Origin of the sequence: Streptomyces sp. NBC_00483 (assembly GCF_036013745.1) — a bacterium.
In the GTDB taxonomy this organism is placed as follows: Bacteria; Actinomycetota; Actinomycetes; order Streptomycetales; family Streptomycetaceae; genus Streptomyces.
Map to the genome: position 1 here is coordinate 5,771,972 of NZ_CP107880.1, position 25,990 is coordinate 5,797,961.

28 protein-coding genes are annotated in these 25,990 nt (G+C 71.5%); 17 read left to right on the forward strand and 11 right to left on the reverse strand.

The window, feature by feature from the left end; all coding sequences use genetic code 11:
• Window positions 1-48: 48 nt before the first annotated feature.
• Window positions 49-420, forward strand: a complete 372-nt coding sequence (locus OHA73_RS26020; RefSeq protein WP_327656255.1) for a holo-ACP synthase — start codon at window positions 49-51, stop codon at window positions 418-420.
• A gap of 35 nt (window positions 421-455) precedes the next feature.
• Here the strand turns inward: OHA73_RS26020 and infA are convergent, their stop codons facing one another.
• From infA to OHA73_RS26035, 3 genes are all read right to left on the reverse strand, one after another.
• A complete protein-coding gene (gene infA / locus OHA73_RS26025; protein ID WP_266713131.1) occupies window positions 456-701 on the reverse strand; it encodes a translation initiation factor IF-1 in 246 nt (81 codons plus the stop codon).
• Window positions 698-1,492 (reverse strand): GNAT family N-acetyltransferase, encoded by a 795-nt coding sequence (locus tag OHA73_RS26030; RefSeq protein WP_267069513.1) that lies wholly within the window; start codon window positions 1,490-1,492, stop codon window positions 698-700. Before OHA73_RS26030 ends, infA begins: the two co-directional genes overlap by 4 nt.
• A 167-nt stretch (window positions 1,493-1,659) precedes the next feature.
• A complete protein-coding gene (locus tag OHA73_RS26035; protein WP_327656256.1) occupies window positions 1,660-3,105 on the reverse strand; it encodes an NAD(P)H-hydrate dehydratase in 1,446 nt (481 codons plus the stop codon).
• Window positions 3,106-3,206: 101 nt separating this feature from the next.
• On the opposite strand from OHA73_RS26035, the gene alr reads away from it, so the two are divergent.
• The 3 genes from alr (at window position 3,207) to tsaE (ending at window position 6,282) form a co-directional block, all read left to right on the forward strand.
• A complete protein-coding gene (gene alr, locus OHA73_RS26040; RefSeq protein WP_327656257.1) occupies window positions 3,207-4,415 on the forward strand; it encodes an alanine racemase in 1,209 nt (402 codons plus the stop codon).
• A 120-nt stretch (window positions 4,416-4,535) separates the two neighbouring features.
• A complete protein-coding gene (locus OHA73_RS26045; RefSeq protein WP_327656258.1) occupies window positions 4,536-5,780 on the forward strand; it encodes an alpha/beta fold hydrolase in 1,245 nt (414 codons plus the stop codon).
• Window positions 5,743-6,282, forward strand: a complete 540-nt coding sequence (gene tsaE, locus OHA73_RS26050; RefSeq protein ID WP_266713141.1) for a tRNA (adenosine(37)-N6)-threonylcarbamoyltransferase complex ATPase subunit type 1 TsaE — start codon at window positions 5,743-5,745, stop codon at window positions 6,280-6,282. The genes OHA73_RS26045 and tsaE overlap by 38 nt, the downstream gene beginning before the upstream one ends.
• A gap of 349 nt (window positions 6,283-6,631) precedes the next feature.
• Here tsaE and OHA73_RS26055 read toward each other — a convergent pair whose 3' ends face one another.
• Window positions 6,632-7,186: a hypothetical protein gene (locus OHA73_RS26055; RefSeq protein WP_266713143.1), complete on the reverse strand. Its 555-nt coding sequence runs from the start codon at window positions 7,184-7,186 to the stop codon at window positions 6,632-6,634.
• Window positions 7,187-7,302: 116 nt separating this feature from the next.
• On the opposite strand from OHA73_RS26055, the gene tsaB reads away from it, so the two are divergent.
• Genes tsaB through OHA73_RS26075 form a run of 4 tightly spaced genes read left to right on the forward strand, consistent with a single transcriptional unit; the run spans window position 7,303 to window position 9,818 of the window.
• Entirely contained in the window at window positions 7,303-7,968 is a 666-nt protein-coding gene (gene tsaB, locus OHA73_RS26060) for a tRNA (adenosine(37)-N6)-threonylcarbamoyltransferase complex dimerization subunit type 1 TsaB (protein WP_266713145.1), read from the forward strand.
• Between the two features lie 26 nt (window positions 7,969-7,994).
• Window positions 7,995-8,486 carry a ribosomal protein S18-alanine N-acetyltransferase gene (gene rimI / locus OHA73_RS26065; protein WP_266718789.1) on the forward strand — a complete coding sequence of 164 codons (492 nt, stop codon included), beginning with the start codon at window positions 7,995-7,997 and terminating at the stop codon, window positions 8,484-8,486.
• A complete protein-coding gene (gene tsaD, locus OHA73_RS26070) occupies window positions 8,479-9,573 on the forward strand; it encodes a tRNA (adenosine(37)-N6)-threonylcarbamoyltransferase complex transferase subunit TsaD (protein ID WP_266713147.1) in 1,095 nt (364 codons plus the stop codon). The genes rimI and tsaD overlap by 8 nt, the downstream gene beginning before the upstream one ends.
• Entirely contained in the window at window positions 9,570-9,818 is a 249-nt protein-coding gene (locus OHA73_RS26075; protein ID WP_327656259.1) for a hypothetical protein, read from the forward strand. Before tsaD ends, OHA73_RS26075 begins: the two co-directional genes overlap by 4 nt.
• 19 nt (window positions 9,819-9,837) lie before the next feature.
• Here the strand turns inward: OHA73_RS26075 and OHA73_RS26080 are convergent, their stop codons facing one another.
• On the reverse strand, window positions 9,838-10,428 hold the full coding sequence (locus OHA73_RS26080) for a class I SAM-dependent methyltransferase (protein WP_327656260.1): 591 nt from the start codon (window positions 10,426-10,428) through the stop codon (window positions 9,838-9,840).
• Between the two features lie 513 nt (window positions 10,429-10,941).
• A complete protein-coding gene (locus OHA73_RS26085; RefSeq protein WP_327658525.1) occupies window positions 10,942-12,129 on the reverse strand; it encodes a THUMP-like domain-containing protein in 1,188 nt (395 codons plus the stop codon).
• Between the two features lie 82 nt (window positions 12,130-12,211).
• On the opposite strand from OHA73_RS26085, the gene OHA73_RS26090 reads away from it, so the two are divergent.
• The 4 genes from OHA73_RS26090 (at window position 12,212) to groL (ending at window position 16,062) form a co-directional block, all read left to right on the forward strand.
• Window positions 12,212-13,180, forward strand: a complete 969-nt coding sequence (locus OHA73_RS26090; protein WP_267069508.1) for a polysaccharide deacetylase family protein — start codon at window positions 12,212-12,214, stop codon at window positions 13,178-13,180.
• Entirely contained in the window at window positions 13,177-13,806 is a 630-nt protein-coding gene (locus OHA73_RS26095) for a polysaccharide deacetylase family protein (protein WP_327656261.1), read from the forward strand. Before OHA73_RS26090 ends, OHA73_RS26095 begins: the two co-directional genes overlap by 4 nt.
• A gap of 203 nt (window positions 13,807-14,009) precedes the next feature.
• Complete coding sequence (gene groES / locus OHA73_RS26100) at window positions 14,010-14,318, forward strand: co-chaperone GroES (protein ID WP_018528412.1); 309 nt, start codon at window positions 14,010-14,012, stop codon at window positions 14,316-14,318.
• Window positions 14,319-14,436: 118 nt separating this feature from the next.
• Window positions 14,437-16,062: a chaperonin GroEL gene (gene groL, locus OHA73_RS26105; protein ID WP_267069506.1), complete on the forward strand. Its 1,626-nt coding sequence runs from the start codon at window positions 14,437-14,439 to the stop codon at window positions 16,060-16,062.
• A gap of 84 nt (window positions 16,063-16,146) precedes the next feature.
• On the opposite strand, the gene OHA73_RS26110 is transcribed toward groL, so the two are convergent.
• Both OHA73_RS26110 and OHA73_RS26115 read right to left on the reverse strand, forming a co-directional pair.
• Window positions 16,147-16,920, reverse strand: coding sequence for an SDR family NAD(P)-dependent oxidoreductase (locus OHA73_RS26110; RefSeq protein ID WP_267069505.1), 774 nt, complete (start codon window positions 16,918-16,920; stop codon window positions 16,147-16,149).
• Window positions 16,921-16,996: 76 nt separating this feature from the next.
• Window positions 16,997-17,665: an MOSC domain-containing protein gene (locus tag OHA73_RS26115; protein WP_267069504.1), complete on the reverse strand. Its 669-nt coding sequence runs from the start codon at window positions 17,663-17,665 to the stop codon at window positions 16,997-16,999.
• 81 nt (window positions 17,666-17,746) lie between these two features.
• Between OHA73_RS26115 and OHA73_RS26120 the strand changes: the two genes are divergently transcribed.
• Window positions 17,747-18,643, forward strand: coding sequence for a LysR family transcriptional regulator (locus OHA73_RS26120; protein ID WP_267069503.1), 897 nt, complete (start codon window positions 17,747-17,749; stop codon window positions 18,641-18,643).
• A 90-nt stretch (window positions 18,644-18,733) separates the two neighbouring features.
• Here OHA73_RS26120 and OHA73_RS26125 read toward each other — a convergent pair whose 3' ends face one another.
• Window positions 18,734-19,075 (reverse strand): WhiB family transcriptional regulator, encoded by a 342-nt coding sequence (locus OHA73_RS26125; RefSeq protein ID WP_266713167.1) that lies wholly within the window; start codon window positions 19,073-19,075, stop codon window positions 18,734-18,736.
• A 392-nt stretch (window positions 19,076-19,467) separates the two neighbouring features.
• On the opposite strand from OHA73_RS26125, the gene OHA73_RS26130 reads away from it, so the two are divergent.
• The 4 genes from OHA73_RS26130 to OHA73_RS26145 all read left to right on the forward strand — a co-directional run bounded on the left by OHA73_RS26130 (window position 19,468) and on the right by OHA73_RS26145 (window position 23,827).
• A complete protein-coding gene (locus OHA73_RS26130) occupies window positions 19,468-20,079 on the forward strand; it encodes a response regulator transcription factor (protein ID WP_003948568.1) in 612 nt (203 codons plus the stop codon).
• Window positions 20,080-20,354: 275 nt separating this feature from the next.
• Window positions 20,355-20,942 (forward strand): sigma-70 family RNA polymerase sigma factor, encoded by a 588-nt coding sequence (locus OHA73_RS26135; RefSeq protein WP_266713169.1) that lies wholly within the window; start codon window positions 20,355-20,357, stop codon window positions 20,940-20,942.
• 128 nt (window positions 20,943-21,070) lie between these two features.
• On the forward strand, window positions 21,071-22,582 hold the full coding sequence (guaB, locus tag OHA73_RS26140) for an IMP dehydrogenase (protein ID WP_266713171.1): 1,512 nt from the start codon (window positions 21,071-21,073) through the stop codon (window positions 22,580-22,582).
• Between the two features lie 120 nt (window positions 22,583-22,702).
• On the forward strand, window positions 22,703-23,827 hold the full coding sequence (locus tag OHA73_RS26145) for a GuaB3 family IMP dehydrogenase-related protein (RefSeq protein WP_266713173.1): 1,125 nt from the start codon (window positions 22,703-22,705) through the stop codon (window positions 23,825-23,827).
• A gap of 73 nt (window positions 23,828-23,900) precedes the next feature.
• Here the strand turns inward: OHA73_RS26145 and OHA73_RS26150 are convergent, their stop codons facing one another.
• Window positions 23,901-24,503, reverse strand: a complete 603-nt coding sequence (locus OHA73_RS26150) for a hypothetical protein (RefSeq protein WP_266713175.1) — start codon at window positions 24,501-24,503, stop codon at window positions 23,901-23,903.
• Between the two features lie 61 nt (window positions 24,504-24,564).
• Entirely contained in the window at window positions 24,565-25,818 is a 1,254-nt protein-coding gene (locus OHA73_RS26155; RefSeq protein ID WP_266713177.1) for a nucleotide sugar dehydrogenase, read from the reverse strand.
• Window positions 25,819-25,990 lie beyond the last annotated feature (172 nt).

A 25,990-nucleotide genomic window follows, 5' to 3' on the forward strand; every position in this document is an offset into this window, starting at 1 on the left:
GGGGGAGTGCGGCCCGGCCTCGGGCCCGGCGACCGTAAGGTCTGCTGCATGAGCATCATCGGGGTCGGTATCGACGTGGCCGAGATCGAGCGGTTCGCGGCGTCGCTGGAGCGCACGCCGAGCATGGCCGAACGCCTCTTCCTGGACGACGAGCTGCTGCTGCCCAACGGGGAGCGGCGCGGGATCGCCTCGCTCGCCGCCCGGTTCGCCGCGAAGGAGGCCGTCGCCAAGGCGCTCGGCGCGCCGGCCGGGCTGCGCTGGACCGACGCGGAGGTGTGGGTCGAGGAGAGCGGGCAGCCCCGGCTCCGGGTGACCGGGACGGTGGCCGCGCGGGCGGCGGAGCTGGGTGTGCGGGGGTTTCATGTGTCGCTGAGCCATGACGCGGGGGTCGCGTCGGCGGTGGTGGTGGCCGAGGGGTAGGGACGGCGCCGCCCCTACCCCTCGGCCCACAGGCTCTACGCCCGGTGGCGGAAGACGATGCGGCCGCGTGTCAGGTCGTACGGAGTGATCTCCACCTGGACCCGGTCCGCCAGCAGGATCTTGATGTAGTTCTTGCGGATCTTGCCGCTGACGTGCGCGAGCACCCGGTGCCCGTTGTCGAGCTCCACGGTGAACATCGCGCTGCGCAGGCACTCCACGACGGTGCCCTCGGCGTGCACGCCGCCTCCGGTGTTCTTCGCGGTTCCCCTTGTCCCGGTCATCGGACCAGCTCCAGTGCGCGGTTCACGCGCCGCGCGCCGATGTCGTCGAAGAGGGCCGCCGCCGCTTCGTTCGACTCGTCGACCTCGGCGGACGCCGTCTGCACGCCGGAGCGGTGCAGGGTGTTCAGTACGTCGGCCAGGAGGGCCCGCGCGATGCCGCGGCGCCGCGCGTCGGTGCGGACCGCGAGCAGCCCGATGCGGGGGCGCCGGGTGGCCGTCGCCAGGCGCAGGAGGCCCAGGTAGGCGCCGTCCGGGGCCTCGGTCACGGTGTACTGCGTCGGGTCGACGACGGTGACGCCCGGTGGCAGCGGCCGCACCTCGGCCGGCATGGTGCGCCAGCCGACCGTGGCCTCGATCTCGTCCCGGATCGTGCGGTCGAGGGCGCGCAGCCGCGTCCCGTCCGCCGCGCCGGCCGGGACGACGGTGACGTCCGCGGGCGGGCGCACCGCGCCGAGGCCCGTGACGGCGGGGTCGGTGGGTACCGCGTACTCCCACTCGCGGCGTCCGACCGTGAAGCCGAACTCCCGCCATTTCGACGCCAGTTCGGTGTCGTTCTCGTCGACGACGGTGTGCAGCGGGCCCGGCAGGCCCGCCAGCAGGGTCTCGGTCAGGGCCGCGAACGCGGTGTCGTGCCAGGCGTCGACGCTGATGAAGAGGCGGCCGTCGGGCCGGTGCGCGGCGTGGCCGCGGCCGATCACCTCGTCGTTCTCCAGGGCATGCCACTGGTGGTCCGCGACGCGGATGACGGTGAGCTGGGGTGGGGCTGTGGGGCGGGTGCTTTTTGTGTTCATCGGTGTCTCCTCGGGAAGCCCTCGATCTCGGGGCGCTCCCGGCGACACCTGCTGTCAGCCGCCGGACCGTGACGAGCTGAGGGAGCACCCATGGGTGACTGCGTTCACGGGTCTCACCTCCCAGCTATGACTGCACGGTCGTCGGCGACAGTAGCAAGGGGCGGGCGTCAGGCGAAGCGGTTTTCCACCACGTCCTGCCAGGCGCTCCGCAGCGCCCCCGCCACGTCCTGCGCCGAGATCGGCGCCCCGTCCGCCGCGTGCCGGGCCGCGAGCCCGTGCAGATGGGCGCCGACCGACGCCGCGTCCAAGGGGGCGAGGCCCGCCGCGAGCAGGGAGCCGGTCAGGCCGGAGAGGACGTCGCCGCTGCCGGCCGTGGCGAGCCACGGGGTGCCGGTGGGGTTCACACGGGTCGGGCGGGTCTCGTCCGGCGGCGACACCAGAGTCGTCGAGCCCTTCAGGAGGACCGTGGCGTCGTACCGGGCCGCCAACTCCCGTACGGATTCCAGGCGTTCGGCCTCCACCGCGTCGCGCGTCACGCCGAGGAGCGCGGCCGCCTCCCCGGCGTGCGGGGTCAGCACGGTGGGCGCCGTGCGGGCGCGGACCGTCGCCGGGTCCGCGAGGCGCAGCCCGTCCGCGTCGATCAGGACCGGGACGTCCGAGGCCAGGACGTCGTGCAGGCCCGACGCGTCGTCGCCGAGGCCGGGGCCGAGCACCCAGGCCTGGACCCGGCCCGCCTTCGCCGGCGGTCCGGCCGAGACGAGCGTCTCCGGGAAGCGGGCGAGCACCGCGTCCGCGGCCGGACCCACGTAACGGACGGCGCCTGCCCCGCCGTGCAGCGCGCCCGCCACCGCGAGGACCGCCGCGCCGGGGTAGCGGGCCGAGCCCGCGACGATGCCGACGACGCCGCGCCGGTACTTGTCGCTCTCGCCGGTCGGCCGGGGGAGCAGCGCCGCCACGTCCGCGTACTGGAGCGCCTCCAACCCCGTTTCGGCAGGGGCGAGTTCGAGGCCGATGTCGACGAGGCGGAGCGCGCCCGCGTACCCGCGGGCCGGGTCGATGAGGAGACCGGGCTTGTACGTTCCGAAGGTGACGGTCGCGTCCGCCCGCACCGCTTCGCCGCGCACCTCGCCGGTGTCGGCGTCCACGCCGCTCGGCAGGTCGACGGCCACGACGGTTCCCCGTGCCGCGTCGGCCAGTTCGGCCGCGCGGGGGCGCAGGCCGCCCTTGCCGCCGATGCCCACGATGCCGTCGACGACGAGGTCGGCGCGGCCCACGCGTTCCGTGGCGTTCTCGTCCTGCGCGTCGAGGACCGTGCCGCCCGCCGCACGCAGCGCCGCGAGGCCTCCGGCGTGGGCCCGGTCGGGGTTCAGCAGCAGCGCCGTGACGCCCGCGCCCCGGCGGGCGAGGCGGGCGCCCGCGTACAGGGCGTCGCCGCCGTTGTCCCCCGAGCCGACGAGGAGGGTGACGCGGGAGCCGTACACCTTGCCGAGCAGATCGGCGCAGGCGGTCGCGAGACCGGCCGCCGCGCGCTGCATCAGCGCGCCCTCGGGCAGCCGCGCCATGAGGGCGCGCTCGGCGGACCTGACCGTCTCTACGTCGTGAGCGAGTCGCATGCCATCGAGTGTCTCGCAGGGTTGTTGCCCCGGCCGAAGTGTTTTGTGCCGGATTGGCCAACGGATCTCGTGTCACACCCCTCTGAGACACTGACCTCACCATGAACGAGAACGTGACTGCCCCGCTCCGCGCCCGCGCCGAGATCGACCTGGCCGCGCTCAAGGCCAATGTGCGAGCCCTGCGGGCCCATGCGCCCGGGGCCGCGTTCATGGCGGTTGTGAAGGCGGACGGGTACGGGCACGGCATGATCCCGGTCGCGCGGGCCGCCAAGGACGCGGGGGCCGAGTGGCTGGGGGCCGCCACCGCCGAGGAGGCGCTGGAGCTGCGCGCGGCGGGTCTCACCGGGCGCATCATGTGCTGGCTGTGGGTGCCCGGCGGGCCCTGGCAGGCGGGCATCGAGGCCGATCTCGACATGTCGGTGAGCGGCATGTGGGCGCTGCGGGAGGTCGTCGACGCCGCGCGTGCGACGGGCCGGGTCGCCCGTATCCAGCTCAAGGCCGACACGGGCCTCGGGCGGAACGGATGCCTGCCCGCCGACTGGCCCGAGCTCGTACGGGAGGCGGTGAAGGCGCAGCGGGACGGGTTCGTGAACGTCACCGGGCTCTGGTCGCACTTCGCGTGCGCCGACGAGCCCGGGCATCCGTCCATCGCCGCCCAGCTGACCGCCTTCCGGGAGATGGTCGCCCACGCGGAGGGCGAGGGCGTCACCCCGGAGGTCCGGCACATCGCCAACTCGCCGGGGACGCTGACCCTTCCCGAGACGCACTTCGACCTCGTGCGCCCCGGCATCGCGATGTACGGGATCTCGCCGAGCCCCGAGGTCGGCACGCCCGGCGACTTCGGTCTGCGCCCCGTGATGACGCTGAAGGCGAATCTCGCGCTCGTGAAGCACGCGCCGGGTGGACTCGGCGTCAGTTACGGGCATCACTACGTCACACCGGGCGAGACGACGCTCGGCCTCGTCCCGTTGGGCTACGCGGACGGCATCCCGCGACACGCGTCCGGCACGGCCCCGGTCCTGATCGACGGCAAGCGGCGCACGATCGCGGGCCGGGTGGCCATGGACCAGTTCGTCGTCGACCTGGGCGGCGACGAGCCGGCCGCGGGGGACGAAGCGGTGCTCTTCGGACCCGGTGACGGCGGCGAGCCGACCGCGGAGGACTGGGCGGTCGCGTCGGGCACGATCGCGTACGAGATCGTCACGCGCATCGGATCCCGCGTACCGCGCGTCTACGTAGACGGAGAGGGCGGCACCGTGCACGAAGCGGGCGGCACCGTAGACGAAGAGAGCGGCGCCACGCGCGCGTGACCGGCGTCACGGCTTGAAGGTCCACCGACACAGCCGTCCGAGCCGCCACCATGTGAAGCAACAACGGAACGGGTAACCCGACACCGGACGACAGGCAGGACGCGGAGCAGGGAGCGGCACGTGAGCGAGAGCAGCGCACCGGCCACGGCGGCCGTCGTCGAAGCGGCGGAAAGGGCCGCATCGGGGAACTGGCGGCGGGCCGGCCTCGCGGGCGCCGCCATAGGCGTGGTCGCGGCCGGGGCGGCCGCGGGCGTCGCCGTCGAGCGGCTGACCGTGGGGCGCGGGATGCGCAGGAAGGCGCGGCTCGCCCTCGACGCGTCGGGGCCCTACGGAGCACTGCGCGGCGTGCCGGGGAAGGCGTACGCGGAGGACGGCACGGAGCTGTACTACGAGGTCGACGAGGCGGACCCGGAGGCCGGTGGCACGACGCCGCGCAGACGCCGCCTGTTCGGCCGCAAGACCCCGGCGCCCGTCACCGTCGTCTTCAGCCACGGCTACTGCCTGGGCCAGGACTCCTGGCACTTCCAGCGCGCGGCGCTGCGCGGCGTCGTCCGCTGCGTGTACTGGGACCAGCGCAGTCATGGGCGTTCGGGGCGGGGCGCCGAGCAGGTCGAGGACGGGGTGCCCGTCTCCATCGACCGGCTCGGCAGCGATCTGCAGGCCGTCATCGACGCGGCCGCGCCCGAGGGGCCGCTCGTCCTCGTCGGCCACTCCATGGGCGGCATGACCGTGATGGCGCTCGCCGACCGGTGTCCCGAGCTGATCCGCAACCGGGTCGTGGGCGTCGCCCTCGTCGGTACGTCGTCGGGGAAGCTCGGCGAGGTGAACTACGGGCTTCCGGTGGCCGGGGTGAACGCGGTGCGGCGGGTGCTGCCCGGCGTACTGAAGGTGCTCGGGCAGCGGGCCGACCTCGTGGAGAAGGGGCGTCGGGCGACGGCCGACCTGTTCGCCGGGATCATCAAGCGGTACTCGTTCGCCTCGCGGGACGTCGACCCGGCGGTCGCCCGGTTCGCCGAGCGGATGATCGAGGGGACGCCGATCGACGTGGTCGCCGAGTTCTACCCGGCGTTCGAGGAGCACGACAAGGCGGACGCCCTGGCGCACTTCGCGGACCTGCCCGTGCTCGTCCTCGCGGGGGAGCGCGACCTGGTCACGCCGAGCGACCACAGCGAGGCGATCGCGGCGCTGCTGCCGGAAGCCGAGTACGTGCTCGTGCCGGACGCCGGGCACCTCGTGATGCTGGAACACCCCGAGGTCGTGACGGACCGGCTCGCGGACCTTTTGGTGCGTGCGGGAGCAGTGCCGACAGCCGCTACCGTGGGGATTTATGGAGACACCGGCAACACCGCACAGCCCGGCGGCTGAGCCCGCCACCACCCCCGTCAGCACGGTCACCGTGACCGTCAACTCCCCGGACGAGATGCGGGAGTTGGGGCTCGCCCTGGCCAAACAGCTGCGCCCCGGCGACCTCGTGATGCTCACCGGCGAGCTCGGCGCGGGCAAGACGACGCTGACCCGCGGGCTCGGCGCGGGCATGGGCGTACGCGGCGCGGTGACCTCGCCGACCTTCGTGATCGCCCGGGTGCACCCGCCGCTCGGCGAGGGCCCGGCCCTGGTGCACGTGGACGCGTACCGGCTCGGGGGCGGCCTCGACGAGATGGAGGACCTCGACCTCGACGTGTCCCTGCCGGACTCCGTGGTGGTCGTGGAGTGGGGCGACGGCAAGGTCGAGGAGCTGTCCGACGACCGGCTGCACGTGATCATCGACCGGGCCACCGGTGACACCACGGACGAGGTCCGGGTCGTGACGTTCAACGGGATCGGGGAGCGGTGGACCGAGGCGGACCTGGGGTCGCTCGCGGGCTGAGCCCGTATCCGCACCTGTCCCGTATCTGTCCCGCACTCGTCCCGTACGTATCCCGACAACGCGTCGGCAAATTCTTGCGCGGCGCGGCTTCGGCGTGTTCACATGGAGACCGGTGTTGGTTAGGTCTACCTAACTACGTCCCCTCGACCGTCGCCGGGAGGCATCCATGTCGACTTCGGAACGTGAAGGCGTGCGCGCAGTGTCGATGCGGGATCTTTTGGCGTCGTGTGCGGCGGCGCGGGCCGTGTCGGTTCCGCCGGCTCCGCACGGACGCCCGGTCCAGCCACGCAGCGAGCCGCAGCGCAGCGAGTGGCGCCCGTCAGCGCACCCGTGAGGGACGCGGCAACCGTTACTTGACGACGACGACCTTGGCGCCGATCGTCGCGAACTGCCACATGGCGTCGGCGTCCTCGCGGGACTCGCGGATGCCGCCGGTCTGCTTGCCGGGGTCGGGGGCGGCCGTCGAACCGTTGACGGCGGCGCTGAAGCCGATCGCCACGCCGTTCGTGGTGGCGAAGCGGACCACGTGCTCGATCGGGACGCCGTCGGTGCCGGTGACGGAGCCGGAGCGGGAGGTCACCGAGTACGAGCCGGGCGCCGGGTCCACCGTGCCGGGCGTCACCCGGAACGTCGACTTCGTCTTGTTGCCCGCGCCGACCAGCCACACCCGGTCCCCGCCGAGCGCGTACACGACACGCTCGCCCGAGCCGGAGCCCGCGGGCAGCGCCTTCGGGTCCGTCTTCTTCTTGGGTGTCTTCGACGCCGAGGCGGAGGGCGAGGAGCCCTCCTTCTTCTCGGCGAGGTCGGTGGGCGCGCTCGCCGACGCCTGGTAGGCGAGGAAGCCGACCACGACGAGTGACCCCGCCGTGAGCGCGGTCACGAATCCGGTGCTGCTCCGTGCCACCAGGTGCCTGCCTCTCAAGTACGAACCTCAGGGTGACGGTAGCAGTCGAGGCCCGGAGGCCCGGTCTTGCGGGAAGTCCGGACGTGTCCGCCTTCCGGTGGTCGTAGGCTGTTCGCGTGCTGTTGCTCGCTCTGGATACCGCCACCCCCGCCGTCACCGTCGCTCTGCACGACGGGACCTCCGTCGTAGCCGAGTCGAGTCAGGTGGATGCTCGCAGACACGGGGAACTGCTGCTGCCCGCCGTCGACCGGATGTTCACCGAGGCCGGCCTGCGGCTCGACGCCGTCACCGGCATCGTCGTGGGCGTGGGCCCCGGCCCGTACACCGGCCTGCGTGTCGGCCTGATGACCGCCGACACGTTCGGGCTCGCGCTCGGCGTGCCCGTGCACGGCGTCTGCACGCTGGACGGGCTCGCTTACGAGGCCGGGGATGCCCTGGACGGGGCGGGCCCCTTCGTCGTCGCCACCGACGCGCGGCGCAAGGAGGTGTACTGGGCGCGCTACGACGATGCGCGGACCCGCGTCACCGAGGCCGCCGTCGACCGGCCCGCCGACATCGCCTCCCTCGTGGAGGGCCTGCCCGCCGTCGGCGCCGGCGCGCGGCTGTACCCGGACACCTTCCCGGACGCGCGCGGGCCCGAGAACGTGTCGGCCGCCGCGCTCGCCGCCCTCGCCGCCGAGAGGCTGGCCGCGGGCGAGGAGCTCCTCGAACCGCGCCCCCTCTACCTGCGCCGCCCCGACGCGCAGGTCCCCAAGAACTACAAGGTGGTCACCCCCAAGTGACAGCCGTGGACGTATCGCTGCGCGAGATGCGCTGGTGGGACATCGATCCCGTGCTCGCCCTGGAGAAGGACCTCTTCCCGGACGACGCCTGGTCGCGCGGCATGTTCTGGTCCGAGCTCGCGCACGCCCGCGGCGTCGGTTCCACGCGGCGCTACGTGGTCGCGTACGAGGGCGAGAAGCTGGTCGGGTACGGGGGCGTCGCCGCCTCCGGGGACCTTGCCGACATCCAGACCATCGCCGCCGCCCGCGACCACTGGGGCACCGGGCTCGGCGCCCGGCTGCTCACCGAACTGCTGCGGCACGCCACCGCCTTCGAGGTCGACCAGGTGATGCTCGAGGTGCGCGTCGACAACACGCGGGCGCAGAAGCTGTACGAGCGCTTCGGCTTCGAGCCGATCGGCTTCCGGCGCGGCTACTACCAGCCCGGCAACATCGACGCCCTCGTGATGCGCCTGACCACGACCACCGCGAACGACACCGCGAACGACACTGTGAACGAAGAGAAGACCCATGGCTGACGAACCGCTCGTCCTCGGCATCGAGACCTCCTGCGACGAGACCGGCGTCGGCATCGTCCGCGGCACCACCCTGCTCGCCGACGCCGTCGCCTCCAGCGTCGACGAACACGCCCGCTTCGGCGGCGTCGTCCCCGAGGTCGCCTCTCGTGCGCACCTGGAGGCGATGGTCCCCACGATCCAGCGCGCCCTGAAGGACGCGGGCGTCACGGCGAAGGACCTCGACGGCATCTCCGTCACCGCGGGTCCTGGCCTCGCGGGCGCCCTGCTGGTCGGGGTGTCGGCCGCCAAGGCGTACGCGTACGCGCTCGACAAGCCGCTCTACGGCGTCAACCACCTCGCCTCGCACATCTGCGTCGACCAGCTGGAGCACGGCACGCTGCCCGAGCCGACGATGGCGCTCCTTGTGTCGGGCGGGCACTCGTCGCTGCTCCTGTCCACCGACATCACGTCCGATGTGCGGCCGCTCGGTGCGACCATCGACGACGCCGCCGGTGAGGCCTTCGACAAGATCGCGCGGGTGCTGAACCTCGGCTTCCCGGGCGGGCCCGTCATCGACCGGTACGCGAAGGAGGGCGACCCGAACGCGATCGCCTTCCCGCGCGGGCTCACCGGGCCGCGCGACCCCGCGTACGACTTCTCCTTCTCCGGCCTGAAGACCGCGGTGGCCCGCTGGATCGAGGCCAAGCGGGCGGCGGGGGAGGACGTGCCGGTGCGCGACGTGTCGGCGTCCTTCCAGGAGGCCGTCGTGGACGTGCTGACGCGGAAGGCCGTGAAGGCCTGCAAGGACCAGGGCGTCGACCACCTCATGATCGGCGGTGGCGTCGCCGCCAACTCGCGGCTCCGTGTCCTCGCCGAGGAGCGCTGCGAGCGGGCCGGGATCCGGCTGCGTGTGCCGCGGCCCAAGCTGTGCACGGACAACGGCGCGATGGTCGCGGCGCTCGGCGCGGAAATGGTGGCCCGCAACCGGATGCCGTCCTCGTGGGACCTGTCCGCGGACTCCTCGCTCCCGGTGACGGAGCCGCACGTCCCCGGCCACCACCATCACGACCACGTGCACGAGGTCAGCAAGGAGAACCTCTACTCATGACCGTCGCGTTGATGTGGGAGGCCCGCGCCGTCGAGGGGCGTGGCGAGAAGCTGCTGAGCTGGGCGAAGGAGCAGGTCCTCGAACCGGCCCCGGAGCGCCGCGAGACGTTCCGGGGGCCGCGGGACCGGGTGCTCGTCATTACGTGGTGGGATGCGGCGTACGACGCGGACCTTCCGGAACTTCCGGAACCGGACGGTGAGTTGGTGACCCGCACGGTCCACCGCTGGCGTTTCGAGGCCGCGTAGGGCCGTAAACCCCAGGGCTCTAGTGGTCCGCTGTGTACGTCAACAGGTAGCGCCAGAAGAGCAGTTGGCGCACCTCGCTGCCGGGGAGCAGGCGTGCCGCCTCCTGGCGGATCTCCGGAAGCTGCATCTCCGGCTGCTGCACAGGGGGTTGCGGCGGGGGAGTGCGGACGCCCCGGGCGCGTTCGCCCGCGTACACGGCGAGGCGTGCCACCGCGTTCGTCGGGGACGCGACCACGTCCCACGGCGTCATGCCGTCGTAGCAGCCCAGTACGAGCAGCCGGCCGCCGGGCGCGAGGGCCTTGCGGAAGCGGGTCAGCGTCTCGAACGGCATGTGGTGCAGGCTCGCCAGGCAGCTGATCACGTCGTAGTGGGCGGGCGGGAGTTCGGCCTGCGCGGCGTCGGCGACGCGGTAGCGCGGCCCGCCACCGGTCGCCTCCGCCACGGCCAGCGTCGCCGGATCCGGGTCGAGCGCGTCGACCCGGTACCCGTGCGCCACGAGCCGCCGCGCGAAGCGGCCGGTGCCGCAGCCGACGTCGAGTGCGGTTCGCCCCTGCGGGGGCAACTGGCGCAGCAGCAGCGGGTGGTAGTGGTCATTGTGATCGAACGGCACGTCGGGCCTCCGGCGGTTCGGGACGACGGGGTCGGGCCCCGCGCCATGATGACGCGGCACCGGTGTTCTGGGGCGGTGCCGTGGCCGGCGCCTTCCGCATGTGCAGCCTGCACCGGGGTGCCGCCTTGCCCACCCTGCCGCCCAAGGCGGCAGATTGCCCAAGGCGGTTGGCGTCGACCGCCAAGGGTGGGGAGCCGCGGCTGGGGGTGGATCGCCAAAGCGGGGGCGGTACCCCGTCGGGCCGAGCCCCCGGAGGGGGCGGGTGAGTGGGAGATGGGCGGGAGCCGGGCGATTGCCTGCGGGTGGGCGGGTCTACTCAAGCCCCTGCGGCGGGTGGGCAATTCAAGCCCCTGCGGCGATTGAGCAGCGGGGTCCGGGGCGGAGCCCCGTGGCCGTAACGCCGGTTCGGCACAATCAGCCCCGCCGGCGATTGAGGCGCGGGGTCCGGGGCGGAGCCCCGAGGCCGTAACGCCGGGTCGGCGAAAACAGCCCCGCGGGCGGAGCCCCGACGCCTCAACCCACCGGCGCGCCGACAAGCATCGTGGGCGCACCCGCAACCCGGGTCAAAAACACCGTCACCGCCCGCCTCCCGAAGGGCTTCGGCATTGCCTTCCGCCGCAACTCCTCCGGCTCGACCGCCGACCCCCGCTTCTTCACCGTCAGCACGCCGACCTCCCGCTCCCGCAGCAACGCCTTCAACTTCTTCACGTTGAAAGGGAGTTGGTCGGTGATCTCGTACGCGGCGGCGTAGGGCGTGGCGTGCAGCTCGTCCGCCGTCACGTACGCGATCGTCTCGTCGACGAGCCCGCCGCCGACCTCCTCGGCCACCTCGGCGACCAGGTGCGCCCGGATGACGGCGCCATCGGGCTCGTACAAGTACCGCCCGACGGGCCGTACTTCGGGGTCGGGAAGCCCCCTGCCCACCAGCGCCCGCGGCCCCGGAAGCAGCGTCGCCCGCATCCGCCCGGGAGCGGTCCCGAACCACAGCACCGCCTCCTTCACGTCACCCCCGTCCGAGATCCACTCGGCGTCGGCCTCCGCGGGGATCGCCTCGTGCGGGATGCCGGGGGCGATCTTCAGCGCGGCGTGCGGCGCCTTGAGCGCGGCGGACACGGCCCAGGACAGCGGCGGGGAGTAGGCCTCGGGGTCGAAGATCCGGCCCCGACCACCCCGGCGCGCGGGGTCCACGAACACGGCGTCGTACGCGGCCGTGTCCACCTCGGTGACGTCCGCCTCGCGCACCTCGATGAGCCCCGCGAGGCCGAGCGCCTCGGCGTTCGCCCGCGCCACCTCGCACGTCAGCGGGTCCCGGTCGACGGCAAGCACCCGGATCCCCGCGCGGGCGAGCGCGATCGCGTCGCCGCCGATGCCGCAGCACAGGTCGGCCACGGAGCGCACGCCGAGCGCCTCGAAGGCGCCGGCCCGGTACGCCGCCACGCTCGTCCGCGTCGCCTGCTCGACCCCGTTCGGCGTGAAGAACATCCGGGCCGCGTCCTCGGCCCCGAACTTCGCCACCGCCCGCTGCCGCAGCCGCGCCTGGGCGAGCGCGGCCGAGACGAGTTCGGCGGGGTGCTCGCGGCGCAGTTTCGTGGCGAGGGCGAGCTCCTGGGCCGGATCGTGATCGCGGAGTTCGTCGAGCAGGGCCAGGCCCTCGGGGGCCAGGAGGGCGGAGAAGGCGGCGGGGTCGTTCACCCGGCCCATTGTGGGCCAGGCGGGCGACGGTGCGCGCCAGGCGGAGGTGTCGGCTCCGGAACGGGCCCGTGAGCTGTAAGGATCCGGCGCCATGCAACTAGTACGACAAAATGAGAAACACGCCTCAAAGGGGACTCGGAAGAGACCCGGTAAGAGACCCGGCGCGACGACCGGCGTCCGCCTCCTCGCCGGCCTGCTCGCCGCGTCCGCCCTCGCCACCGGGTGCGCGGCCGGCACCCCGGAGCGGACCCCCGTGAAACCGGCCCCCGGCCAACAGGGCCTCCAGGCCGCTCCCGCCCGGGCCCTCGACTCGTACGCGACGAAGCTGCGCGCCCAGCGGGCCGCGCTCGTCGCGGCGACCAAGCGCTGGGGCCTCGCCGACGTGCCGCTCACCGCCCCGCGCCCACCGGCGAAGAAGCCGGTCATCGAGGCGCGGACGGGCTTCGAGGTCGACGGCCAGAAGAAGCTCGGCCTGCCGCCGGTGTTCACGACGATCCCGACCAAGGACAAGGTCGTCTTCCTCACCATCGACGACGGCGCCGAGAAGGACCCGCGGTTCCTGAAGATGATGAGCGAGCTGCGGATCCCGTACACGGCGTTCCTGACCGACGCCGAAGTCAGGCCGAAGTACGGCTACTTCAAGAAGATGCAGGCCCGCGGCGTCACCCTCAACAACCACACGCTCCACCACCCGTTCCTGCCCGCCCTCTCGTACGCGCGTCAGAAGCACGAGATCTGCGGCATGCAGGACGTCATCGAAAAGAAGTACGGCAAGCGGCCCACGCTCTTCCGACCGCCGTTCGGCGACTACAACCAGAACACCCTGCGCGCCGCCAAGGCCTGCGGCATCGAGTACGCCCCGATCTGGAACGCAGAGGCGTTCGTGGACCGCATGGACTACCGAGAGTGGGACCGCAGCATCCATCCGGGCGACATCCTGCTCACGCACTTCAGGGGCCGCAAGGACTGGAAGGGCACGATGCCCGACATGATCCGGAACCTCATGAAGTACCTCACCGACCGGGGCTACGCGGTGGCGCGCCTGGAGGACTACCTGTGACACCGCGTGGGCCGCGGGCGCGGCTGCTCGGCTGCGCCCTGGCCGCCGTTCTGCTCACCGGGTGCGCGCGGGAGGCCGCCCCGCCGCCGCGCCCTGCGGCGGGCGCAGAGGCGGCGGTCCCGCCGGTCGTCTCCCGCGTCCCCACCCGCGACAAGGTGGTCTTCCTCGCGTACGAGGACGGGGCCGGGCGGGACCCCCGCTTCGTCGGCCTGGTCCGCGACCGACGCCTCCCGGTCTCGCTGTTCCTCGCGGGCCCGGGCGTGGGCCGCCTCGGCGAACTGACCGCCCTGGGCGCCCGGGTGCAGAACCGCACCCTCACCCACGCCCTCCTGCCGGGCCTCGGATACGTGGAGCAGCACGCCGAGATCTGCGGCCAGCGCGACCGCGTCGAGGCCCGCTTCGGGGCGGCGCCCCGCCTGTTCCATCCGCCCCGGGGCGCGTACGACGCGAACACGCTCCAGGCGGCGGCCGAGTGCGGCGTCGACGCGATCGTCCTGTGGCGCGAGCCGGCGGAGCGGTTGCGCCCCGGCGACATCCTCGGGGCGCGGGCGGAGACCACGCCGGCTCTCGTGCGCCGTATCGAGGCCGAGGGGTACGAGGTGGCGGCCCTGGAGGACTACCTGTGAGCCGCCGGTCCACCGATCAGCGACGGAGTCGATTAGCAGTCCGCTTGACCGAGTGCTAATCGCAGTCATAGTCTCGGCCCTGGCACTCACCACTGGAGAGTGCCAACAGCGACGGGCAGGTCCGGCACCCGCGACGACGGATCCACCTGGTCGCCACCCCAGACTGTTAACCCCGTGAGATCTCCGAAGGGGGAGACCGGATCGTGACGACCACCAGCTCCAAGGTTGCCATCAAGCCGCTCGAGGACCGCATTGTGGTCCAGCCGCTCGACGCCGAGCAGACCACGGCCTCTGGCCTGGTCATTCCGGACACCGCGAAGGAGAAGCCCCAGGAGGGCGCTGTCCTCGCCGTGGGCCCGGGCCGCTTCGAGAACGGCGAGCGCCTTCCGCTCGACGTCAAGGTCGGCGATGTCGTGCTGTACAGCAAGTACGGCGGCACCGAGGTGAAGTACAACGGCGACGAGTACCTCGTCCTCTCGGCTCGCGACGTGCTCGCGATCGTCGAGAAGTAATTCACCGAGGCTTTTGAAGCTTCACCGAAGCAGAACGCTTTGAACTGCGCCCCTGGCCCCCGCTGAGAATGCCGGGTGCGAGGGGCGCGGTTCGTTTCGAGAGGACTGATTCAGCTCCATGGCGAAGATCCTGAAGTTCGACGAGGACGCCCGTCGCGCCCTCGAGCGCGGCGTCAACAAGCTTGCCGACACGGTCAAGGTGACGATCGGCCCCAAGGGCCGCAACGTCGTCATCGACAAGAAGTTCGGCGCCCCGACCATCACCAACGACGGCGTCACCATCGCCCGTGAGGTAGAGGTCGAGGACCCGTACGAGAACCTCGGCGCGCAGCTGGTGAAGGAGGTGGCGACCAAGACCAACGACATCGCGGGTGACGGTACGACCACCGCCACCGTGCTCGCCCAGGCCCTGGTCAAGGAAGGCCTGCGCAACGTTGCCGCCGGTGCCTCCCCGGCCGCCCTGAAGAAGGGCATCGACGCCGCGGTCAAGGCCGTGTCCGAGGACCTCCTCGCGACCGCCCGTCCGATCGACGAGAAGTCCGACATCGCCGCCGTCGCCGGTCTGTCCGCCCAGGACAACCAGGTCGGCGAGCTCATCGCCGAGGCGATGGACAAGGTCGGCAAGGACGGTGTCATCACCGTCGAGGAGTCCAACACCTTCGGTCTGGAGCTCGACTTCACCGAGGGCATGGCCTTCGACAAGGGCTACCTGTCCCCGTACTTCGTCACCGACCAGGAGCGTATGGAGGCCGTCCTCGACGACCCGTACATCCTGATCCACCAGGGCAAGATCGGCTCGATCCAGGACATGCTCCCGCTCCTGGAGAAGGTCATCCAGAACGGTGGCTCCAAGCCGCTCCTGATCATCGCCGAGGACGTCGAGGGCGAGGCTCTGTCGACCCTGGTCGTGAACAAGATCCGCGGCACGTTCAACGCCGTCGCCGTGAAGGCCCCCGGCTTCGGTGACCGCCGCAAGGCGATGCTGCAGGACATGGCCACCCTCACCGGTGCCACCGTCATCGCCGAGGAGGTCGGCCTCAAGCTCGACCAGGCCGGTCTCGAGGTGCTCGGTTCCGCGCGCCGCGTGACGATCACCAAGGACGACACCACCATCGTCGACGGTGGCGGCAAGTCCGAGGACGTGCAGGGCCGCGTCGCGCAGATCAAGGCCGAGATCGAGAACACGGACTCGGACTGGGACCGCGAGAAGCTGCAGGAGCGCCTGGCCAAGCTGGCCGGCGGCGTCTGCGTCATCCGCGTCGGTGCCGCGACCGAGGTCGAGCTCAAGGAGAAGAAGCACCGTCTGGAGGACGCCATCTCCGCGACCCGCGCCGCGGTCGAGGAGGGCATCGTCTCCGGTGGTGGCTCCGCTCTGGTGCACGCCTCCAAGGTCCTGGACGACTCCCTCGGCAAGGAGGGCGACGAGGCCACCGGTGTCGCCGTCGTCCGCCGCGCCGTCGTCGAGCCGCTCCGCTGGATCGGCGAGAACGCCGGCCAGGAGGGCTACGTGATCGTCTCCAAGGTCAAGGAGCTCGAGAAGGGCCACGGCTACAACGCCGCGACCGGCGAGTACGTGGACCTGGTCAAGGCCGGCGTCATCGACCCGGTCAAGGTCACGCGCTCCGCCCTGGAGAACGCCGCCTCCATCGCCTCCCTGCTCCTCACGACCGAGACCCTGGTCGTCGAGAAGCCGGCGGACGAGGAGCCGGAGGCCGGCGGCCACGGCCACGGTCACTCGCACTGACCTGCTCCGCTGAAGTAACCCGAGGCCCGGCTCCCCGTCGCGGGGGGCCGGGCCTCGGCTTTTGCTCTTCGTGGAGCAACTCCCTTACTGGGGACCGTACTTGCGGCCCGTGCGGGAGGTGATCCCGCCCAGCAGGACCCGCGGCGTCACCTTCACCACGCCCATCAGGGCCTTGTACCGGGGGTCCGGGATCGACAGCGACTTGCCACGCGCGAGGTCCGCGAGCGCCGCCGACACCAGCTTGTCCGCGTCGAGCCACATCCACTTCGGGATGTTGCCCGTGCCCATTCCGGCCCGCTCGTGGAACTCCGTACGGACGAACCCGGGGCACAGTGCCATCAGTCGGACCCCACTGCCCGCGAGGTCCTTCGCCGCGCCCTGCGTGAACTGCACGACCCACGCCTTCGAGGCGCCGTACGTACCGCGCGGCACGAACGCCGCCACCGACGCCACGTTGACCACGCCACCGCGCCCACGCTCGCGCATCGCCCCCGCGGCCGCCGACGTCAGCCGCAGCACCGCCTCGCAGTGCACCTTCAGCATCGTCAGCTCGTCGGCCATCGGGACCTCGAGGTAGTGCCCCTTGTTGCCGAACCCGGCGTTGTTGACCAGCAGATCGACCGCGGCCTTACGGTCCGTCAGGCGCGCCTCGACCGCCGCGATCCCGTCCTCCGTGGCCAGGTCGGCGGTGAGCACCTCGGCCTCGATGCCGTGCCGGTCGTGCAGCTCTGTCGCCTGCTCGTGCAGCCGCTTGGTGTCGCGCGCGACGAGCACCAGGTTGTGCCCGTCGGTGGCGAGTTGCCGTGCGAACGCGGCGCCGATGCCCGCGGTGGATCCGGTGATCAGGGCGGTAGTCATGCGCCAAGGTTAATGAGCGCGGAGTGGTGCTCGTGATCACGGCCCCGGGGCGTGGGAACGGCCGGCCGCAACGAGCCTACGAGCCGTACTTCTCGACGTACTCCCGCGCGGAGCGAACCGCCTCCGGATGCAGCGCGTCCCCCGCGGCGAGCAACCGCGGCAGCAGCTCCCGCTCGGTCGTCACCGCACGGAACTGAAGGGCCACGGTGACCTCGTGGTCCGGCCGGTGCACGACCTCGATGGAGTCGCCCGCCCGGATCTCGCCCGGCTCGATCACCCGCAGATACGCCCCCGGCGCCCCTTCCCGGGTGAACCGCTTGACCCAGCCCCGCTCGCCCAGGTGCCCCTGGAAGGTCCGGCACGGAATCCGGCTCGACGTGACCTCCAGGAGAAGCTCGGCCCCGACCCGCCAGCGCTCGCCGATCCGCGCGCCCGACACGTCGACCCCTTCGGTCGTGAGGTTCTCGCCGAACGTGCCGCTGGGCAGCGAACGGTCCAGCTCCTTGCCCCACGCGTCCAGGTCCTCACGCGCGTACGCGTACACGGCCTGGTGGTCCCCGCCGTGGTGCCGCAGGTCGCACACCGCGTCCCCGGCGAGCCCGCTCGCGCCGGTCCCCTTGGGGCCCGGCGCCGACACCCGCACGGGACCGGTGACCGGCCGCTTGTCGATGCCCGTGACTCCCTCGGGCTGGTCCGTGTACTCGGCGGACTCGGGCCGCCCCAGATTCAGCGACAGAAGCTTCATGTGCGGAACGCTACGGGACCGACACCCAAAGCCGCCACGCATTATCCGGCGCGATCCCCAAGAGTCGCTTATGCTTGAGGGGTGATCGAGGCCCGTCATCTCCGTGTCCTGCGCGCCGTCGCCGCCACCGGCTCCTTCTCCGCGGCGGCCCGCGAGCTGGGTTGCACCCAGCCCGCCGTGAGCCAGCAGATGAAGGCCCTGGAGTCCTCGGCCGGCACCCCGCTGCTGATCCGCACCGGCCGCGAGATGCGCCTGACGCAGGCCGGCGAGGCCCTCGTGCGGCACGCGTCGGGCATCCTCGCCGGGCTCACGGCCGCAGAGGAGGAGATCGCCGCGATCGCGGGCCTGCGGGCCGGCCGGGTCCGCCTCGTCTCGTTCCCCAGCGGCAGCTCGACGCTCGTCCCGACGGCCCTCGCTGCCCTGCGCTCCGAACACCCCGGCACGCGCGTGTCGCTGGTCGAGGCCGAACCGCCCCGCTCCGTGGAGATGCTCCGCGAGGGCGACTGCGACGTCGCGCTGGCCTTCCGGTACGAGGGCGCGCACGCCGGAGAGGACTGGGAAGACCTCGTCGTACGGACGCTGTTCGCGGACCGGCTCGTGGGCCTCGTGCCCGAGGGGCACGCGCTGGCCGGAGCCGGCTCGGTCACCATCGACGCGTTCGCGGACGAGCCGTGGATCGCGGGCTGCCCGCGCTGCCGCCGCCAGCTGGTCGAGGTGTGCAGGGGCGCGGGATTCGCCCCCCGCATCGACTTCGCGACGGACGACTACCCGGCGGTGGTCGGGCTCGTCAGCGCCGGGCTCGGCGTGGCGGTACTCCCCGAACTGGCCATCGAGTCTGTTCGCCCCAAGGGTGCACGCACAGTGACCGTCGAGCCCGCGGTGCGCCGCGAGATCGTCGCGCTCACCCTGCCCGATCTGGCCCAGGTGCCCGCGGTCCGCGCGACCCTCGACCACCTCGCGAAGGCCGCGACACGCTGAACGCGGAGGCGGGCGCGCCTCGGCACGCCTACCTCCGCAGGCCGTTCAGGTACCTCCGCAGGTCGTTCAGCTTCGTGCAGAAACGTTCCTTCAGTTGTGCGCGCCGCTTGTGGCGGCCTGTCCTCCACTTGGGGCCGACGCCGTGACGAGCCGATTGCGGGCCCGTCCCATGAGCTCTTCGCGCTCGTCCTCCGTGAGGCCGCCCCACACGCCGTACGGCTCACGCACCTGTAGGGCGTGAGCAGCGCACTCCGCGCGCACCGGGCACCTCATGCAGACCTCCTTGGCCGAGTTCTCACGGGCGCTGCGTGCCGCCCCACGTTCGCCCTCCGGGTGGAAGAAGAGAGAGCTGTCCACCCCGCGGCAGGCCGCGAGGAGCTGCCAGTCCCACAGATCGGCGTTCGGTCCGGGAAGGCGGGAGAAATCTGCCATTGCTGTGTCCCCTTGTAGCCGTTCAGACGCGGATACGGTGCCCATGACCGTACATCTACTGTCTAAGGAGATGAAAATATGACTCATTGCGAATCTAGCTACAGACACCAGTAAAAGGAAGGAAAACCTTCCAAATGGGGCATAGCTTGTGATGAAACCTTGTGGGTCCGCCGCGCTGTCCGCACCGTGTTCGCGCCCTCACGTAGAGTGCCGAAGGAGGCCGTCCGACCCGTAACTCTTTCGAGTGACCGTCGTTGAGAGTGCGGAGGCGGTTGAAAGAACAAGCGCTCGGGCAGGTGTCCGATTGCCTTGTTGAATGTCGACCGCACAGGTGACGATTCGTACACAGCCTGGAGGCTCAAGGTGACGCGCATCAGCTGCGGAGGACGGTCATGACATCCGTCCTCGTCTGCGACGACTCCCCGCTTGCCCGAGAGGCGCTGCGCCGCGCGGTCGCGACCGTGCCCGGCGTCGAGCGCGTGACGACCGCGGCCAACGGCGAGGAAGTCCTCCGCCGCTGGGGCGCCGACCGCTCGGACCTGATTTTGATGGACGTACGCATGCCCGGTCTGGGCGGCGTCGAGACAGTGCGGCGGCTGCTCTCCGCCGATCCCGGTGCGCGCATCATCATGCTCACCGTGGCCGAGGATCTGGACGGTGTGGCCCTCGCGGTCGCCGCCGGCGCCCGCGGGTATCTGCACAAGGACGCCTCGCGCGCCGAGCTGCGGGCCACGGTGACGCAGGCGCTCGCCGACCCGACCTGGCGGCTCGCCCCGCGCAGACTGCGCTCGGCCGAGATGGGGGCCGCCCCCACGCTCACCGCGCGGGAGATCCAGGTGCTCGAGGGCATGAGCCACGGGCGGTCCAACGCCGAGATCGGGCGTGAGCTGTTCCTCTCCGAGGACACGGTCAAGACGCACGCGCGTCGCCTCTTCAAGAAGCTCGGCGCCTCGGACCGTGCGCACGCGGTGGCGCTCGGGTTCCGCTGGGGCCTGGTTCGCTGACGAGCCGCTGATCGGCACACCCCCGCGCCCTCCGGGGCGCGGTGGACCCGCCGTGAGGGGGGCCGCTCCGGCCCGTCGCGCCGCGCTTTTCGACGCTTCGCGCGCGATGCCGCATCCTTGGGGGTGTGGAGTTCCTCGGGGACGAGTCGGGCGAGCAGGGTCAGCGAGAGGGGAGGGCGCAGGAGATGAGTTCCGGCGCACCTGCTCATAACGCTTCGGTGCACAACTACGGGCACGGTGTCACGGACCGGAAGGTGTCGGGGCACCATGGACCGATGCGTGACGACGAGGCAGCGACGCCCCAGGGGGTCATCGGTACGCTCGTCGGCCGCGCCGTCGACGGAGACGAGCAGGCCACGCACGATCTGCTCGCGCATGTCCACCCCCTCGCGATCCGCTACTGCCGCACGCGTCTTTCCCGACTGCCGGGTGACGCGCGGCACTTCGTGGAGGACCTCGCCCAGGAGGTCTGCGTCGCCGTGCTGCTCGCGCTGCCGCGCTACAAGGACACCGGGCGGCCCTTCGAGGCGTTCGTCTTCGCCATCGCCGCGCACAAGGTCGCCGATCTCCAGCGGGCGGCCATGCGCGGGCCCGGATCCACGGCCGTGCCCTCCGACGAGATGCCCGAGCGGCCCGACGACTCCCTCGGCCCTGAGGAGCGGGCGCTGTTGAACAGCGACGCCGCGTGGGCCAAGAAGCTGCTCGCCAACCTTCCGCAGAACCAGCGGGAGCTGCTCCTGCTGCGCATCGCCGTCGGGCTCACCGCGGAGGAGACCGGGCAGATGTTGGGCATGTCACCCGGCGCCGTGCGCGTCGCGCAACACCGTGCGCTGAGTCGGCTGCGGGCGCTCGCCGAGCAGTAGCACGAGGCCTCGGTCACGCACGTGTGAACGTCCAAAGAACGCCGATGATCTTGATCGTGGAATGAGACACCCCCGCGGGCCGTTAGCATGGACATCCGCACCGATCAAGGCCATTTGGGGAAGGTGTCATGACTGCAAACGTCGACGGAGTGCCCGAGAAATTCGCGACACTCGGGCTGACCTACGACGACGTGCTGCTGCTGCCGGGCTCGTCGGACATGGCGCCCGACCAGATCGACACCGCCTCGCACGTCTCGAAGAACGTGCGGGTGAACATCCCGCTGCTGTCCGCCGCGATGGACAAGGTCACCGAGTCCCGCATGGCGATCGCCATGGCGCGGCAGGGTGGCGTCGGCGTGCTGCACCGCAACCTGTCGATCGCCGACCAGGCGAACCAGGTGGACCTCGTGAAGCGCTCCGAGTCCGGCATGGTCACCGACCCGATCACGGTGCACCCGGACGCGACGCTCGCCGAGGCCGATGCGATCTGCGCGAAGTTCCGCATCTCCGGTGTGCCGGTGACCGACGGCGGCGGCAAGCTGCTCGGCATCGTCACCAACCGCGACATCGCCTTCGAGAACGACCGCAGCCGTCAGGTCCGCGAGGTCATGACGCCGATGCCGCTCGTCACGGGCAAGGTCGGCATCTCCGGCGTCGACGCCATGGAGCTGCTGCGCCGCCACAAGATCGAGAAGCTTCCGCTGGTCGACGACTCGGGCATCCTCAAGGGCCTCATCACGGTCAAGGACTTCAAGAAGGCCGAGCAGTACCCGAACGCGGCGAAGGACTCCGAGGGCCGGCTGCTCGTCGGTGCCGCGGTCGGCGTCGCCGGTGACTCCTACGAGCGGGCGCAGGCGCTGATCGAGGCGGGCGCCGACTTCATCGTCGTCGACACCGCGCACGGGCACTCGCGGCTCGTCGGTGACATGGTCGCCAAGATCAAGTCCAACTCCGGCGGCGTCGACGTCATCGGCGGCAACATCGCCACCCGTGACGGCGCCAAGGCGCTCATCGACTCCGGCGTGGACGGCATCAAGGTCGGTGTCGGCCCGGGCTCCATCTGCACCACGCGCGTGGTCGCCGGTATCGGTGTCCCGCAGGTCACGGCCATCTACGAGGCATCGCTCGCCGCCAAGGAGGCCGGAGTCCCGGTCATCGGTGACGGTGGCCTCCAGTACTCCGGTGACATCGCCAAGGCGCTCGTCGCCGGCGCCGACACCGTGATGCTCGGCTCGCTGCTCGCGGGCTGCGAGGAGTCGCCGGGCGAGCTGCTCTTCATCAACGGCAAGCAGTTCAAGTCGTACCGCGGCATGGGTTCGCTGGGCGCCATGCAGACGCGCGGCGACCAGAAGTCCTTCTCCAAGGACCGGTACTTCCAGGAGGGCGTCGCCTCCGACGAGAAGCTCGTGCCCGAGGGCATCGAGGGCCAGGTGCCCTACCGCGGCCCGCTGTCGGCGGTCGTGCACCAGCTCACCGGCGGACTGCGCCAGTCGATGTTCTACGTCGGCGGGCGCACGGTTCCGGAGCTGCAGACCAACGGCAAGTTCGTCCGGATCACCTCGGCGGGCCTCAAGGAGAGCCACCCGCACGACATCCAGATGACGGTCGAGGCGCCGAACTACAGCCGCAACAGCAAGTAACAGCAGGTCAGACCGTGTGGGGCGGATCCGGGATCACCGGGACCGCCCCACACGCGTGTGTCAGGGATACTGGACAGGCAAGGCCCAAGTGGGACCCAGATGTGAAAGGCGCCCCCCAACGTGACTGAGATCGAGATCGGGCGCGGCAAGCGCGGCCGCCGCGCGTACGCCTTCGACGACATCGCCGTCGTTCCGAGCCGGCGCACCCGCGACCCGAAGGAGGTCTCGATCGCTTGGCAGATCGATGCCTACCGCTTCGAGCTGCCGTTCCTGGCCGCGCCCATGGACTCCGTCGTCTCTCCGGCGACCGCGATCCGCATCGGTGAGCTGGGCGGACTCGGGGTGCTGAACCTCGAGGGCCTGTGGACCCGTTACGAGGACCCGCAGCCGCTGCTCGACGAGATCGCCGAGCTGTCGCCCGAGGCCGCGACCCGCCGCCTCCAGGAGATCTACTCCGCGCCCATCCAGGCCGACCTGATCGGGCAGCGCATCAAGGAGGTGCGCGACTCCGGTGTCGTCACCGCCGCCGCGCTCTCCCCGCAGCGCACCGCCGAGTTCTCCAAGGCGGTCGTGGACGCGGGCGTCGACATCTTCGTGATCCGCGGGACCACGGTCTCCGCCGAGCACGTCTCCGGTGCCGCCGAGCCGCTGAACCTGAAGCAGTTCATCTACGAGCTGGATGTTCCGGTCATCGTGGGTGGCTGCGCCACGTACACCGCCGCGCTGCACCTCATGCGGACCGGTGCCGCGGGTGTGCTCGTCGGCTTCGGTGGCGGCGCCGCGCACACCACGCGGAACGTGCTGGGCATTCAGGTGCCGATGGCCACCGCTGTGGCCGATGTCGCCGCCGCGCGCCGTGACTACATGGACGAGTCCGGTGGCCGCTACGTGCACGTCATCGCCGACGGTGGCGTGGGCTGGTCCGGCGACCTGCCCAAGGCCATTGCCTGCGGTGCCGACTCCGTGATGATGGGGTCCCCGCTGGCCCGCGCCACGGACGCGCCCGGCCGCGGTCACCACTGGGGCATGGAGGCCGTCCACGAGGACGTGCCGCGCGGCAAGAAGGTCGACCTCGGCACGGTCGGGACGACCCAGGAGGTCCTGACCGGGCCCTCGCACACGCCCGACGGGTCGATGAACTTCTTCGGCGCGCTGAAGCGGGCCATGGCGACGACCGGCTACAGCGAGCTCAAGGAGTTCCAGCGGGTCGAGGTCACGGTGGCGGACGCCACGCACAAGCGGTAGCGCTGACGCTGAGTCGTAGCGGGAAGCGGGTGGGCCCCCATCGGAAAGGTGGGGCCCACCCGCTTTTGCGTCCCTACGAAGATGCTCGCTTCGCGGCGCCGAAGGAGGCCACCGCGGCGAGGGCGAAGAAGAGGAAGGTCATGGGGTCCGAGTCCGTCTTCCAGGCCTCGTGGACCCAGTTGAAGTGCTGGAAGAGCAGTTCGGGCACGGAGAACGGCAGCACCTTCGAGCCGATGATCGACTCGCCGAGCAGCTGACCCAGGTAGACGCCCACCAGCGACAGGATCGGGCTGACGATCAGGACCACCGGGTTGTTGCCGCCGACCTTGCCCGCAGCGAATCCGACCACGACGCCGACGGCCACGGCCGCGTAACCGATCTCGTGCTCGGTCGCGCCGACGATGCCGCCGTAGACGCCGGCGATGACCAGCATCGCCACGAAGCCGGCGAGGATGCCGAGCCCCAGGTTGCCGCGGGCGGGGGCGGGCGGCGGCACCGGCTGGAAACCGCCCTTCATACCCGGCATGCCCTGCTGCTGGGGGAACGGGGCGTACGGCTGCTGCTGCGGCGGAGGCCCGGCAGGGGGCTGCTGCGGGTAGCCGTACTGGGGCTGCTGCGGCGGCTGCGGCTGCTGGGCGTACGGGTTGCCGTCGGGTATGTGAGGCGGCTGGGTCATGCGGTCCCCCTGGGGTGTGAGCCCTGGCGCTGATGTGCGCAGAGTGGCCGCAATGTAGCAGTCAGAGGCGGTGTGCGGCCCCTGCCGGAGTGGCTCCCCTTGTGTCCAGGAGGAGTTGGGCCTTTACGGACAGGCCTTGCAGGTCGTACGTGCGGTGCTGTTGCAGAAGGATCGTCAGGTCGGCGTCGGCCGCGGCCTCGTAGAGGGAGTCGGCGCGCGGGACCGGGCGGTCCAGGACGTTCCAGGACGGGACGTACGGGTCGTGGTAGCTGACGGCGGCGCCGAGTTGCATGAGGCGGGTGGCGATCTCCTCGGCGGGGGCGGCCTGTTGGTCGGCGAGGTCGGGCTTGTAGGTGACGCCGAGGAGGAGGACGCGGGCGCCGCGGGCCGACTTGCCGTGTTCGTTGAGGAGGGTGGCCGCGCGCTGGACCACGTACGACGGCATGTGGTGGTTGACCTGGCGGGCCAGTTCGACCATGCGCAGGGGGCGGGTGGGGAGGTGCGGGCCCGAGAGGTCCTGGGCGAGGGCGTGGCCGCCGACGCCGGGGCCGGGGCGGAAGGCCTGGAAACCGAAGGGCTTCGTCTCCGCGCAGCGGATGACGTCCCACAGGTCCACGCCCAACTCGTGGCAGAGCACCGCCATTTCGTTGACCAGGGCGATGTTGACGTGCCGGTAGTTGGTCTCCAGGAGGTGCACGGTCTCCGCTTCCCGTGGACCACGCGCGCGTACGACCTTGTCGGTCAGGCGGCTGTAGAAGGTGGCCGCCGACTCGGTGCAGGCGGGGGTGTGGCCGCCGATCACCTTGGGGGTCGACGTGTAGGGGTGCAGGCGGTTGCCGGGGTCGACGCGGCCGGGGGCGTGGGCGAGGTGGAAGTCGCGTCCCGCGCGCAGGCCCGAGCCCTCTTCGAGGACGGGGAGGAGGAGCGTCTGCGTGGTGCCGGGCGGCACGGGCGACTCGATGATCACCGTGGTGTGCGGCCGGAGCCGGGCGGCGAGGGTGCGGGTCGCCTCGACGACCGGGGTGAGCATCGGTGCCCCGTCGGGGCCCTGCGGGGTCGGGGCGCAGATCACGGCGGTGCGGACGCGGGCGAGTTCGGCGGGGTTGGCCGTGGGGCGGAAGCCCGCGGCGAGCATGCGGCGGAGGTCGGCGGCGGTCAGGGCCGCCGCGTCGCCGCCGCCGGGCAGCCGGCCCGCAGCGAGATCCCTGGCACGGGCCGGATCGTGGCCGATCGTCGCGATCCCGGCCGCCACGGCGGCCTGTGCGAGGGGCAGGCCGAGGTGGCCGAGGCCGATGACGGCGAGGTCTGCGGGCATGGCGGTTGCCGTCCTTTCCCGAGGAGCGGACCGGTCATTAACCGGAGCGGGACGAGGGCGCAAGCCCTGTGGACAAGACGAGCGAGCGCACTGTCAGACTAGGAGTAAATATGACCGATATGTGGCATTGCGCGGAGATGGATTTGCGAGTGTTGCGCCGCGAGTCTCCGCA

Excerpts from the sequence above, each read along its gene's own strand:
- OHA73_RS26150 (WP_266713175.1), bottom strand. The coding sequence starts at position 24,503 with ATGACCCAGCCGCCTCACATACCCGACGGCAACCCGTACGCCCAGCAG.
- tsaD (WP_266713147.1), top strand. The coding sequence starts at position 8,479 with ATGGCTGACGAACCGCTCGTCCTCGGCATCGAGACCTCCTGCGACGAG.
- OHA73_RS26135 (WP_266713169.1), top strand. The coding sequence starts at position 20,355 with ATGCGTGACGACGAGGCAGCGACGCCCCAGGGGGTCATCGGTACGCTC.
- groL (WP_267069506.1), top strand. The coding sequence starts at position 14,437 with ATGGCGAAGATCCTGAAGTTCGACGAGGACGCCCGTCGCGCCCTCGAG.
- OHA73_RS26035 (WP_327656256.1), bottom strand. The coding sequence starts at position 3,105 with ATGCGACTCGCTCACGACGTAGAGACGGTCAGGTCCGCCGAGCGCGCC.
- OHA73_RS26125 (WP_266713167.1), bottom strand. The coding sequence starts at position 19,075 with ATGGCAGATTTCTCCCGCCTTCCCGGACCGAACGCCGATCTGTGGGAC.
- OHA73_RS26075 (WP_327656259.1), top strand. The coding sequence starts at position 9,570 with ATGACCGTCGCGTTGATGTGGGAGGCCCGCGCCGTCGAGGGGCGTGGC.
- tsaE (WP_266713141.1), top strand. The coding sequence starts at position 5,743 with ATGGAGACACCGGCAACACCGCACAGCCCGGCGGCTGAGCCCGCCACC.
- alr (WP_327656257.1), top strand. The coding sequence starts at position 3,207 with ATGAACGAGAACGTGACTGCCCCGCTCCGCGCCCGCGCCGAGATCGAC.
- OHA73_RS26090 (WP_267069508.1), top strand. The coding sequence starts at position 12,212 with ATGCAACTAGTACGACAAAATGAGAAACACGCCTCAAAGGGGACTCGG.
- OHA73_RS26110 (WP_267069505.1), bottom strand. The coding sequence starts at position 16,920 with ATGACTACCGCCCTGATCACCGGATCCACCGCGGGCATCGGCGCCGCG.
- guaB (WP_266713171.1), top strand. The coding sequence starts at position 21,071 with ATGACTGCAAACGTCGACGGAGTGCCCGAGAAATTCGCGACACTCGGG.
- OHA73_RS26130 (WP_003948568.1), top strand. The coding sequence starts at position 19,468 with ATGACATCCGTCCTCGTCTGCGACGACTCCCCGCTTGCCCGAGAGGCG.
- rimI (WP_266718789.1), top strand. The coding sequence starts at position 7,995 with ATGCGCTGGTGGGACATCGATCCCGTGCTCGCCCTGGAGAAGGACCTC.
- infA (WP_266713131.1), bottom strand. The coding sequence starts at position 701 with ATGACCGGGACAAGGGGAACCGCGAAGAACACCGGAGGCGGCGTGCAC.
- OHA73_RS26030 (WP_267069513.1), bottom strand. The coding sequence starts at position 1,492 with ATGAACACAAAAAGCACCCGCCCCACAGCCCCACCCCAGCTCACCGTC.
- OHA73_RS26020 (WP_327656255.1), top strand. The coding sequence starts at position 49 with ATGAGCATCATCGGGGTCGGTATCGACGTGGCCGAGATCGAGCGGTTC.
- OHA73_RS26085 (WP_327658525.1), bottom strand. The coding sequence starts at position 12,129 with ATGGGCCGGGTGAACGACCCCGCCGCCTTCTCCGCCCTCCTGGCCCCC.
- OHA73_RS26155 (WP_266713177.1), bottom strand. The coding sequence starts at position 25,818 with ATGCCCGCAGACCTCGCCGTCATCGGCCTCGGCCACCTCGGCCTGCCC.
- OHA73_RS26115 (WP_267069504.1), bottom strand. The coding sequence starts at position 17,665 with ATGAAGCTTCTGTCGCTGAATCTGGGGCGGCCCGAGTCCGCCGAGTAC.